The organism is Intestinibacter sp., assembly GCF_034113885.1.
In the GTDB taxonomy this organism is placed as follows: domain Bacteria; phylum Bacillota; class Clostridia; order Peptostreptococcales; family Peptostreptococcaceae; genus Intestinibacter.
On record NZ_JAXEWM010000220.1, the window covers coordinates 1 to 12,828 of the forward strand.

The 12,828-nt window shown below is 28.8% G+C and carries 10 protein-coding genes and 1 pseudogene; 10 read left to right on the forward strand and 1 reads right to left on the reverse strand.

Features of this window, described 5'->3' with window-relative positions; all coding sequences use genetic code 11:
• The 8 genes from SPD90_RS13375 to mobB form a co-directional block, all read left to right on the forward strand.
• The coding region (locus SPD90_RS13375) for a hypothetical protein (RefSeq protein WP_320925549.1) at positions 1-290 on the forward strand (290 nt) is incomplete at its 5' end.
• A gap of 72 nt (positions 291-362) precedes the next feature.
• Positions 363-1,583, forward strand: coding sequence for a molybdopterin molybdotransferase MoeA (locus SPD90_RS13380; RefSeq protein ID WP_320925550.1), 1,221 nt, complete (start codon positions 363-365; stop codon positions 1,581-1,583).
• 41 nt (positions 1,584-1,624) lie between these two features.
• Entirely contained in the window at positions 1,625-3,535 is a 1,911-nt protein-coding gene (locus SPD90_RS13385) for a molybdopterin biosynthesis protein (RefSeq protein WP_320925551.1), read from the forward strand.
• Positions 3,536-3,742: 207 nt separating this feature from the next.
• Complete coding sequence (locus tag SPD90_RS13390) at positions 3,743-6,040, forward strand: molybdopterin-containing oxidoreductase family protein (RefSeq protein WP_320925552.1); 2,298 nt, start codon at positions 3,743-3,745, stop codon at positions 6,038-6,040.
• A 12-nt stretch (positions 6,041-6,052) separates the two neighbouring features.
• On the forward strand, positions 6,053-6,739 hold the full coding sequence (locus SPD90_RS13395; protein ID WP_320925553.1) for a [Fe-Fe] hydrogenase large subunit C-terminal domain-containing protein: 687 nt from the start codon (positions 6,053-6,055) through the stop codon (positions 6,737-6,739).
• Between the two features lie 177 nt (positions 6,740-6,916).
• On the forward strand, positions 6,917-7,516 hold the full coding sequence (locus tag SPD90_RS13400) for a molybdenum cofactor guanylyltransferase (RefSeq protein ID WP_320925554.1): 600 nt from the start codon (positions 6,917-6,919) through the stop codon (positions 7,514-7,516).
• 41 nt (positions 7,517-7,557) lie between these two features.
• The gene (locus SPD90_RS13405) at positions 7,558-8,766 is read left to right on the forward strand and encodes a molybdopterin molybdotransferase MoeA (protein ID WP_320925555.1); all 1,209 of its coding nucleotides are present in this window, start codon (positions 7,558-7,560) and stop codon (positions 8,764-8,766) included.
• Between the two features lie 10 nt (positions 8,767-8,776).
• Positions 8,777-9,277 (forward strand): molybdopterin-guanine dinucleotide biosynthesis protein B, encoded by a 501-nt coding sequence (gene mobB, locus SPD90_RS13410; RefSeq protein ID WP_320925556.1) that lies wholly within the window; start codon positions 8,777-8,779, stop codon positions 9,275-9,277.
• An 87-nt stretch (positions 9,278-9,364) separates the two neighbouring features.
• On the opposite strand, the gene fdhD is transcribed toward mobB, so the two are convergent.
• Positions 9,365-10,171, reverse strand: coding sequence for a formate dehydrogenase accessory sulfurtransferase FdhD (gene fdhD / locus SPD90_RS13415; RefSeq protein ID WP_320925557.1), 807 nt, complete (start codon positions 10,169-10,171; stop codon positions 9,365-9,367).
• Positions 10,172-10,683: 512 nt separating this feature from the next.
• On the opposite strand from fdhD, the gene SPD90_RS13420 reads away from it, so the two are divergent.
• Both SPD90_RS13420 and murB read left to right on the forward strand, forming a co-directional pair.
• Positions 10,684-11,490, forward strand: a complete 807-nt coding sequence (locus tag SPD90_RS13420; protein ID WP_320624152.1) for a formate/nitrite transporter family protein — start codon at positions 10,684-10,686, stop codon at positions 11,488-11,490.
• Between the two features lie 371 nt (positions 11,491-11,861).
• Positions 11,862-12,775: pseudogene (gene murB, locus SPD90_RS13425) on the forward strand (UDP-N-acetylmuramate dehydrogenase).
• The last annotated feature ends 53 nt before the right edge of the window (positions 12,776-12,828 follow it).

The window sequence follows — 12,828 nt, forward strand, 5'->3', positions numbered from 1 at the left end:
AAGGATTTTCATTAGAAGAAGCCCAAAATTTAGATTCCATCTCAAATCATTATGGAATGGATAGCTGTATGTTTGCTAGTATAGTTGATAAAGAAGAGGATTTTGAAAAATTAGCAGAAGATATAGTGTTTAATAATAAAAGCTATGAACTAAAATCAAGTAAAAAGAGTAAAATACATGATGAAAGCGATGAATTTGAAGAATTAGGTTTTTGTAGATTTTTAATTAAAAAAAATATACTAGATCACGACGATATAAAAATGTTAAAAGAGTGTATTTTAGGTGAATAATTATATAGTAAATAAAATTTGTATAATTTATATAGATTTTAAAATATGTAAATTTAGAAGGGGGTTTTAATTATGAAATTATTTGATGTAGTCACAGTACAAGATGCATTACAGAAAATGAAGGAAAATTTTAATTTTAATTTAGAAACAGAAACAATACCACTTACTGAAAGTTTAAATAGATATTTAGCAAATGATATAAAATCAGATACAGATGTACCTCATTTTAGAAAATCTTTAGTAGATGGATATGCAGTATTAGTAAGAGATGTGTTTTTAGCTAGTGATACTAATCCAGTTCCTGTGAAAATAGTTGGAGACAGCTACATGGGACAAGTGTATGAAGGACTTCTTGATAATGAAGAGGTTGTATATGTTCCAACTGGAGGTATGGTTCCAAACAATGCAGAAGGCGTTGTAATGATAGAAAACTGTGAAAAGCTAAATGATCAAGATTTATTAGTTCAAAAAGGAGTAGCTATAAATGAAAATATAGTTGAAGTTGGAGAGGATATAAAAAAGGATCAGCTTCTTTATAAAAAAGGACACCTTGTAAACTACAGAGATTTAGGAGTATTAGCTGGAGCAGGTATAAAAGAAGTAGAGGTTTACAAAGAATTAGTAGTTGGAATAATATCTACAGGCGATGAAATTCTTACATTAGAAGAAGATATTAAGGATGCTAAGATAAAAGATATAAATACTTACATATTATACGGACAAATGAAAGAAATTTTTTGTAATCCAATAATTTATCCACCAGCAAAGGATAATTTACAAGAAATAATAAATTTAATGGATAAAGCAAGTAAAGAATGCGACGTAGTACTTATTTCTGGAGGAAGCTCTAAGGGTAAAAAGGACGAAACTATAAATGCTATAGAATCATTTGAAAACAGCAAGGTTTTAATAGAAGGTATAGCTATAAAACCAGGAAAACCTACTATTGTAGCTAGTATAAACGACAAGCTACTTATAGGATTACCAGGTCATCCACTTTCTTGTGCTTTCGTAGTAGAATCTATAGTTATACCATTTATAGAATCTTTATTCGAACCAAAGAAGGAAAGATATGTAGTATGCGAATTTAAATACAACTACCATAAGGCTAGAGGTAGAGAAGAATATTTATCTGTATATATAACTGAAGAAGAAGGAAAATTGGTTTGTACTCCTATATTTGCAAAATCAAGTATGATAAAACATTTTGCAGACTGTGATGGATATGTAAAAATAGAAAGAGATTTAGAAGGTATAAATCAAGGAGACTTAGTTAAAGTAAATTTATTCTAAAAAATTAAATATATTAAAATAAAGTAAGGGAGATTATCAAAATGGGAAAATACTTATCAAATATACCTTTACAAGAAGGTTTAGAAAAATATTTAGATGCATTAAAGGATAAAATAAATAAAGAGGTTGAATATGTAGATGTTGAAGAATCATTAAATAGAATGAGTGCAGAAGCAGTATTTGCTCAACTTTCTGCTCCATTTTACAACTGCTCAGCTATGGATGGAATAGCAGTAAAGGCAGAAAAAACTTTCTATGCAAATGACCAAAATATATTAACTCTTAAACTAGATGAAGATTATATAGTTGTAGATACAGGAGATCCAATACCTAGACAATTTGATGCTGTAATAATGGTAGAGGATTTATTAGAGAGAAATGAAGAAAGCGTTAAAATATACAAACCAGCTATACCTTGGCAACATATAAGATGCTTAGGAGAAGATATAGTTGAAAAAGAAATGCTTATACCAAGCTATCATACTATTAGACCTCAAGATATAGGTTCTATGATAAGTGCAAAGATAGATAAGGTAAAAGTATTTAAAGAATACAAAGTAGGTATAATACCAACAGGAACAGAATTAATAGATAGACATACAAGTCCTAAAATAGGAGATATTATAGAATTTAACTCTAGATTATTTGAAGGATTAGTTTTACAATATGGAGCAAAACCAGTCAGATATCCAATTGTAGAAGATAATTACGATAAAATAAAAGGATGCGTACAAAAGGCATTAGAAGAATGCGACATGGTGCTTGTAAATGCAGGGTCTTCACAAGGTAGAGAGGACTTTACATACGATATAGTTGAAGAGTTAGGAGAAGTAGTTATACATGGATTAGCTGTCAAACCAGGTAAACCAGCTATACTTGGACAAGTTCAAAACAAACCAGTAATAGGTATTCCAGGATATCCAGTATCTGCGTGGGTTGTTATGGAAAAAATAGTAAAACCAGTTTTATTAAAATTAAATTATAAGGTAGAAGATGAACCTGTAATAGTAGATGCTGTTTTAAGTACAAGAGTTATGAGTAACTTAAAATATGAAGAGTACGTAAGAGTAAAACTTGGATATATAGATGGAAAATTTGTAGTTACACCGATTAAACGTGGTGCAGGAACAATAACAAGCTTAGTTCATGCCGATGGTGTTTTAGTAATACCTCAAAATGTAGAAGGTTATAACGAAGGCGAAGTTGTAAAGGTTGAATTATTAAAGCCTATGGATCAAATAAAAAATACTATAGTATCTATAGGAAGTCACGACTTAGTTATGGATGTTTTAAACGATGAAATAACTATGCATTCAAAGGGATCTGTAGGTCTTAGTTCAACTCACGTGGGAAGCTTCCAAGGGCTTTTAGCAATTAAAAAGGGTCAAGCTCATATAGCACCAATACATTTATTTGATGTAGATACTGCGACTTACAATGTTCCTTATATTAAAAAATATATAGAAGAAGATGTAGCTTTAATAAAATTAGTTAAGAGAACACAAGGCTTTATAGTTAAAAAAGGAAACCCATTAAATATAAAATCTATAAAAGATTTACCAGGTATAAGATATATAAATAGACAAAAAGGAGCTGGAACTAGAATATTATTCGATTACTTATTAGATCAAAATGGAATTAAAAAATCTCAAATAAATGGATATGAAAGAGAAGAATCTACTCATATGTCTCTTGCAAAGGCTATACAAAATGACGATGCAGATTGCGGATTAGGTGTTTATTCAGCAGCTCATATATTAGATTTAGATTTTGTTCCTATATGCGATGAAGAATACGACTTACTAGTAAAAGCAAGTTTATTAGAATCTGATTACATAAAAAATCTTTTAGAAACTATAGAAACTGATTCATTTAAGAAAAGAGTTATGGAATTAGGTGGATATGATATTTCTGATATGGGAAAAATTATAAATGTCGAATATGAAGGATAATGTTTGCAAATATAATGTATACATTTCGTTATTTTATTACATATAAATAAAAAAATGCTATAATTTTAATATAGTATAAAATAAGTTAAATAAAAAAATGTAAAAATATATAAGGGTTAAGACTGGTTTTATTAAATTAAGACTAGTCTTTTTTATGTGTTATTTTTAAATAAACCAAGTGGTTTATAAAAAATAGGGGGAATAGAAATGGGAGTATGGAAAAAAACACAATGTAACTTTTGTGCTGCTACTTGTGGAATAGAGATGGAAATAGAAGATAATAAAATTATAAATGTGCGTCCAGATAAAGACAGCCCTAAATCTAAAGGGTATTGTTGTCGTAAAGGTAGATCAGCAAAATTTTATCAAGACCATGGTGATCGTATAGATTATCCTATGAAAAAAGTAGGAGATCATTTTGAAAGGATTTCATGGGAACAAGCAATACAAGAAATAGCAAGTAAAACTAAAGAGATAAAAAAAGAATATGGTCCTCGTTCTTTTGCGATGCTAGGATGTGGTTCATCAGGTACACAGGGGGATGCACCATTCGCATATTCATTTATGGCTGGGTTAGGAACGCAGTATATTTATAATCCTATTGGTATTGAATTTATGGGTAATTGGTGGTCTCATGGGAAAATATTTGGAGATCAATTATTTTATACAGAGCTAGATGAAGAAAATTGTGAATTATTTATTCTATGGGGGAGTAATTCATACGTTGCACATAACTTAAATACTGCAAGAAGACATATTAGAAATGTTTCGCATGATCCAAATAGAATGCTTATTACTATAGACCCTAGATTAAGTGAATCAGCAAGGATGTCGGATATGCATATTATGCCGAGACCTGGAACAGATCCACTTTTACTAAGAGCGTTGATTGCTTTAATTATTAAAAACGATTGGCAAGATCATGAATATATTAAAAAGTATGTTAAAGATTTTGAAAAAATCCTTCCATGGTTTGAAGGTGTAGATATTGAAAAATCATTTCAAGTATGTGGTGTACCATACGAACAAATGGAGGAATTTGCAAGATTGCTTACTACTAAAAAATGGGGATGTCATCAGGACCTAGGTTTATTTTTTGGAAGACACAATACATTTAGTAGCTATTTAGTAACAATGCTTGAAGTTATTTGCGGCGTTGCTCTTATGCCAGGAGGATGTATTATGGATGAAGTTTGCATTGCTAAAGGTAGCACTACAAATGAAAAAGATCCTAAAGTATGGAGAACGGTAGAAACAAATAGATTTCCAGTTTTAGGAATATATCCAGAAACAGTATTTCCAAAAGAAGTATTAAATGATAATCCTGAGCGTTTAAGAGCTGCTTTTGTTTCATTGACTAATCCTGCAAGATCTTATCCGGATAGCAGTAGAATGAGAAAAGCTTTAAAAGCTTTGGATTTATTAGTTGTTATCGAAGTTGCTATGACTGAAACTGCTAAAGAAGCGGATTATATTTTGCCAGCTAAAAATTCATATGAAACTTATGACTTTAATACTTTTGCAATGACGTATCCTGAAATAGTTTGTCATTTAAGACATCCAATATTAGATTCCGTTGGAGAGAGAAAAGAAGGCGCAGAAATATGGCTTGAAATTGCTGAAGCAGTAGGAGTCCTTCCTAAATTACCAAAGTTTATATATGACGCTGCTAAAAAAGCAGTACAAACAGGAGATAGAATACCTTTCTTCTTAAAATTAGCCGTATATGTTTTTCTTAATAGAATTGATATGAAATTAATGCCAGCATTAATTGGCCAAACTTTAGGGAGAGAAATGGGTTCACCAGTTCGTTCTGTTATGTGGGCAGGTTTACTAACATCTCCATTAGTTGGAACAGGACAGGTTGAAAGAGCTGGGATTAAACCATCTAATAGACATAAAATACTTAATAAAATACCTATATTAAAAGATTTTTGCTTAATGGATGCTGCTTTTGAATTAGTTGATCAAAGACCAGAAGGAGCAGTTATTGGTATAACTGGCAAAGATGATATGATTAAACGTCGTGTAAAACATAAGGATCATTTGATTCATTTATATTGTGACGAAATTAATGAATATATGGATCGTATTACTCCTGAAAAAGAAGAAGCGGAATTGACACTAAATAAAGAATATCCGATGCTGGTTTCATCTGGCCGTCATACAGATGAAGGGTGTAATACAATAATGCGTAATCCAGCAGCTTATGCATATCGTAAATCTTGTACAGTTACTATGAATCCAGCTGATGCTAAAAATATGGGATTTGTAAATGATCAACAAGTTAGAATTATTACAAAAGCTGGTGAAATGACAGCAACAGTTGAAATTACTTATACAATGTCACCTGGATATTGTATGGTGCCACATTATTTTGGACTTGAATTTGAAGGAAAAACTGTAGGTTGTGGAGCAAATGAAATAGTTAGTGAAAATGACTTAGATGAAATTACGGGTAATCCATATTTACGTTATATTCCTTGCAGAATAGAAGCATTATAGGAGGAAGATGTTATGAATTATGACGAAATAATAAAAAATAATGTTTATGAAGCTATTTTAACTATTCAGGAACTTGATGGGTCTATAAAGGAAGAAGCGATTAAAAACCTTGTAAGTAGATTGCATAAAAAAGAAGCTCAAATTTTTGATACATTTACTGAAGAAAATAGTCAAAAGGATACAATAATTATTACAAATAGTCCTGCATCTATAAGGTTTCTATGTAAAAATTATCCAGAATTAAAAAATATTTTAGTTACATATCCATCAGTACAACAAGTATTTGGAAAATATATTAAAGATGAATTTGCTAAGGAAAAAGGGATAAATGCTGATTGTATCTATACTGTTAATGTATCTAATAATAATGAAAATGCTGGAGAAGTGCAGGAATTTAATAGTGTAGATTACACAATAAATGCTCGAGAATTATATCGTATTTTCATTAGAACTGGCGCAGAAACTGCATATAGAAATCCCCATGAACCGTATCAATTAAAAAATATAGAAATAAATCATGAACCTTTATTTGAAACATCATCATGGAAAATAGATAGTAATATTACTGAAACATCAATTATTATAAAAGGTAAAGAAGAAAAAGTTGCTATTGCACATACACTTGGACAAAGTAGGCAATTACTAGAAGATATTAAATCTGGTTGTTGTAAATATAAGGTAATTAGACTAAATGCTTAAAATAAATATGTACAATGTTTTATAATATTTTACATGTTGGCGTTTTTTGTTTATAAAAATAAATTATTTTAATGAGTAAAATCAATATGAATATGCTATCGTTAACAAATGAATTAAAATATAATCTAATAAAGTGATATAATTATTAAGTATAAAACGTATTTAGGAGTGATAAATTTGGATATAGGAGCGTTAATACTTATGGGCGGTAAAAATAGCCGCATGGGTGGAAATAATAAGGGAATGTTAAAATACAAGGAAAAAACTTTTTTAGACTGTATAATAGATATATTTGACAATTTTGATAATATATATATTTCTGTGAATAATAAAATATTTGATGAATATGTTGAAAAATATGAGTCTGAAAATATACATATTGTAAAGGATATTTATCAAGAAATAGGACCTATGGGAGGTATATATTCTGTATTAAAATGCTGCAAAGAAAAATATTTATTTGTAATAGCATGTGATATGCCTTTGATGTCAAAAGAATTTGTACAAGCTTTTTGTGATAAATTTGAAAGAGATGCGGATTTATTTATGACTTGTAATGAAGGTGGTAAATTAATGCCATTGGGGGCAATTTATTCTAAGAATTTATTATCAGATATGGAAGCTCTCATAAAAGATGAAAAATATAAATTGATAGAGTTGATTCCAAATAATAAATTTAAAAAAATAGATCTAAAAGAGCTGGGATTTACAGATAGAGTCTATCATAATATCAATACACCAGAAGATTATAAAGAATTAATTCAAAGTGATATTTAACGAAAAAGACAAATTTGGTTTATGAAGGAAGGGGAAGTTTTATGATTGAAAATATTGAGCTAGAGTTAGCTATTGATAAAATTTGTACACCATTAAAGAGGATTGAAGAAACAGAAGAAGTTTTTGTTGAGGATTCTTTAAATAGAATAATAGGAGAAGATATTTATGCGACAATAAATCAACCTCCATTTGATAGATCACAATTTGATGGTTATGCAGTTAGAGCTATAGATACTAAGGGAGCCGATAAGAACAACGGTGTTAAATTAAACGTAGTGGGCGAATCCTTTGCTGGAAATTGCACAGATAGAGAAATAAAAGAAAAAGAAGCTATAAGAATAATGACTGGCTCTAAAATGCCTAAAGGTAGCGATTGTGTAATTAAGCAAGAATTGACTGATTACGGGATGGATACTGTAGAAATTTATCAAGAGATAAATAAATTTGAAAATTACTCTTTTGAAGGTGAAGAAATAAAAAAGGGAAGTAAGTTGATTTCTAAGGGAGAAAAAATTACATATATCCATATTGGTATAATAGCTTCTATGGGATATGAAAAGGTAAAAGTGATTAGAAAACCTAAAGTTGCGATAATATCTACAGGTGATGAAATAATATCTTTAGGAGATACTCTTACAGAAGGTAAAATATATGACAGCAATAGAAGAATGATTCATAGCAAGCTTAAAGAATTTGGATGTGAAATAGCACATGTAACATCTATCGGGGATAATGTAGATGATGTTGCAAATGAAATTTGTAATGTAGTAGATTCTGTAGATTTAGTCATTACAACAGGCGGAGTATCAGTAGGCAAAAAAGATATAATTCACGATGTAGTCAAAGTATTAAATGCTGACAAAGTATTTTGGAAAATTCACTTAAGATCAGGAATACCTGTAGTATATTCTGTGTATGAAAATAAGCCTATATTGAGCTTATCAGGAAATCCATTTGCCGCTTTATCGATATTTGATTTATTGGCAAAGCCTATTTTACATAAGCTTACTAATGATCCAGGTTTAGAAACTATTGTAAAAGAAGCTATAATGGCAGATGATTTTTTGAAAGTAAGTAAGAAAAGAAGAATGGAAAAGGCTATTTATAAAGATGGTAAGGTATACCTAGCAAATAGAACTCATCCAGCTGGCGGATTAGGTAGAATGATAGGATGCAATTGTCTAATAGATGCAGAAGACAGAACGGAAAAAATAGTTAAAGGGGATAAAGTAAAGGTAATTATTTTATAGGAGGCGAATTATGACAAAAGCAAAAATAATATGTGTAAGTGGTGTAAAAAATTCAGGTAAAACAACTTTGATTGACAAATTATTACCAAAGTTAACTGAGTTAGGATATAAAGTTGCAACTGTAAAACATGATGGTCATGAATTTAATGCAGATGTGGAAGGTACAGATACTTATAAACATATGCAAGCAGGTGCTTATGGTACAGTTGTATTTTCTAAAGGTAAATTTATGGTTGTAAAAAAACAAGAAAATGTAAATGAAAAGGATATGATAAATTTTTTCCCAGAAGCGGACATTATTATTTTAGAAGGATTTAAAGGATCTGATTATCCTAAAATTGAAATTGTGAGAAAAGGAAACTCGACAGAATCTATATGTAAAGAACATACTTTAATCGCTATAGCAACTGATATAGAAGGTTTAGAAGGAAAAAACGTTGTTGATTTAAATGATATAGATTTAATTTTAAAAAATATATTAGATTATATACATAATTGTGATAAAAAATAATTTTTTTTAGAAAATATTAAATAGTATCGAAAAATAGATTTAGTCTATTTTTCGATATATATTTAAGAGTAATTTTTGACGATTGTATTATTCTTTATTGACAATTATTCTTTCTGGGTTAGTATAAATTTTCATTTTTTTACCTCTTACAAATCCTGCAAGAGTTATATTTAATTTATTACAAAGGTCAATAGCTAAATTAGTAGGAGCAGATTTAGCTATTATAATAGGTATTTGGGCTTTAGAAGCCTTTGATGCCATGTTGAATGATATTCTTGAGCTCATAAAAAGAATTTTATCATTTAGTGAGATATCGTTTTTTATACAGTAACCAATTGCCTTGTCTAGTGCATTATGTCGAGCTACGTCTTCACGAATTACTATTGCCTTATTATTTTTTACATCGTATATAGCTGCACAATGTACGCCTCCTGTTTCATGGAACAATTTAGATGAATTTAAGTGAAGACTCATAAATTCATATGCTGTTTTTAAGTCTATATTTATAGTATCATTTGTAATACAATCTGATGTGATATAGCTTACATCGTTTATAAATATTTTTTCATCAGAAGAATCATTTTCATTAATAGTAGCTTTTGCAATACGAGCATTTTCATCAATATCTAGTTTTAACACATCGTTTTTAGTTTTTATTTTACCTTCGTAAAATAGATTTCCTATAACTAGCTCATCTAAATTGTATGGATGACAGAAAAATGTATTACAAACTTTGTCGTTTAATATTAAGGTTAGTGGATATTCAGAAATAACAGCTTCTTCAATATCTGTTTTTTCAAAAAACTCATATTTTACGGCAGGAAATTTAAATGATTCTTTATATTCGTAATCTACTAATTTATCAACATTTGAGTTGATTTCAGAATTTTTCATAAAAAAGTTACCTCCTAAAAATAATACTTACTTAATCAGATTATATACTAAAATATGTAAAAAATAAATCGATACAAAAATTGGAAAGTGTTTATAAAATTGTTATAAAAATAACAAATAATGGAGGTTTTATAAGTTATAAAAATAATATTTAATTATTAAATACAGAAAAATTGTATAGAAATAACTAATAAATATATAAAAATTTAAAATAGATATATAGAATTAACAAATTTCAATAAAAAATTATTAATTTTGATATTTATAATTGAGATAAATCATTAGATTTTTAAAGAAAATAATAAATTTGATGTATGATAAATATACGGTTTTTAGCTTAAAAAAAACTATAACATGACAAAATATTAAATTATTAATATCTAAAAATAAAATATATTATATATATAATTTAAATATACTGTATACATTAGTGAATTTGTGCCTTATCTCAAACAAATAGTGCTATAATTATATGTATAGAAATCATAAATAGTAAAAGGGGTGTATTTTTTATGGATAAGAAATTTTTAGCACCTAAAGAAATAGCCAATGCTATGGTAAATGTAGGTGTGGGGAAAGCTAATCTACCAGAACTTAATATGTTTTTATTAGGAATTTTAGCAGGTGCATTTATAGGATTTGGGGCACTTGGAAATACTATTGCAAGTCAAACGTTTGCAGGAATAGATCCAGGGGTTGCAAAACTTATAGGAGCAGCAGTATTCCCAGTTGGACTTATGTTAGTTGTTGTATGTGGGGCTGAATTATTTACAGGAAACAACTTAATGACATTAGCATTAATGAGTAATAAGATTACAACTTCACAATTACTTAAAAACTGGTGTGTTGTATGGCTTGGAAACTTAGTAGGTTCTGTTGCTTTAGCACTTATTGTATATTATGGTGGTATCTGCGGAGGAGATGCAGCTACTAAAGCTATAGGAATAGCTGAAGCTAAAGCTGGATTAACTATAGGAGTTATGATACTTAGAGGTATATTATGTAACATACTAGTTGTTTTAGCTGTATGGTTAGCAACAAGTGCACAAGATGTAATTTCTAAAATCTTTGCATGTTGGTTCCCAATTATGTTATTCGTATTATCTGGATTTGAACATAGTGTTGCAAATATGTACTTTATACCAGTAGGAATGTTATTAGGCGCAAAAGTAACAGTAGCACAATGTGCAACTAACCTAATTTGTGTTACAATAGGTAACTTAATAGGTGGAGCATTAATAATACCAGTAATATACTACGTTGTATACTTAGCAGCAGATAAAAAAGCTTCTAATGTATACAAATATGTAATTAAATAGATAATAATTTTATAAATAAATACTATCGATAGCTTATATTGTCGATAGTATTTTTTTGTACAATTATTAAAGCTTTAAATAAAACAAATACACAAATATAACTATTTATTAAATAAATTAAATTAACCTTAAATAAATCTTCAATATATGATAAAATCATTTATAGCTATAATTATGTGTTTTTTTATTAATTGATACTTTTTTATAGCTATGACATATATTAATTTATATAGGAAGAAATTAAATAATAGAATAGATTTTGAGAAAAATAGATAAAAATTAAGTTAAATGTAATAGAGAAAGGAGTATGTCAAAATTTAAATATTTATGATTATTATAATGTATAAATTTTGGCAATTAATATTAAAAATATGAATAAAGAATTAGTGTATAATGATTTATTAAAAATAGTTGATAAAGAAGATATAAAAATAGATGAACCTATGAAAAAGCATATATCATTTAGAGTAGGCGGTCCAGCGGATATTTTAGTTAGACCGAGAACAGAAGAACAATTAAGCGGTATATTAAAATATATAAGTGAAAATAATTTACCATATTTAATAATAGGAAATGGATCAAACTTATTGATAAAAGATGGTGGAATAAGAGGTATAGTAATAGAATTTGGAGACAATTTCAATAAATTCGAAATAGAAGGAAATATTATAAAGGCACAAGCTGGAGCTCTATTAGCTGCACTAGGAAAGGCTGCTCTTAGAGAAAGCTTAACTGGTTTTGAATGTATATCAGGTATACCAGGCTCACTTGGTGGAGCATTAGCTATGAATGCTGGTGCTTATGGAGGAGAAATAAAATCAGTTGTAAAATCAGTAAGAGCTATGAATCCTCAAGGTGAAATATTTGAATTTACAAATGAACAAATGAAATTTGAATACAGAAGAAGCATACTTACTAATTCTGATTATATAGTTTTATCAGCAGAGCTTGAACTTAAAAAAGGAAATTACGACGAAATAAAAGAGTTTATGGCAGATTTAACTAACAGAAGAGTTAGTAAACAGCCATTAAATTTACCAAGTGCAGGAAGCACATTCAAAAGACCAAAAGGTTATTTTGCAGGTAAATTAATAGATGATTGTGGATTAAGAGGATTGACTTTAAGAGGAGCACAGGTTTCTGAAAAACACTGTGGGTTTGTTGTGAATATAGGAGATGCAACAGCTAGGACATATTAGATTTAATTTATGTGGTAAAAAGCACAGTTTTAAATAAATTTGACATAATGCTAGAAGAAGAAGTTAAAATACTTGGAGAGGATTAATATATGAAGATATTAGCAGATTACCACACCCATACTGTATATAGTCATGGGAA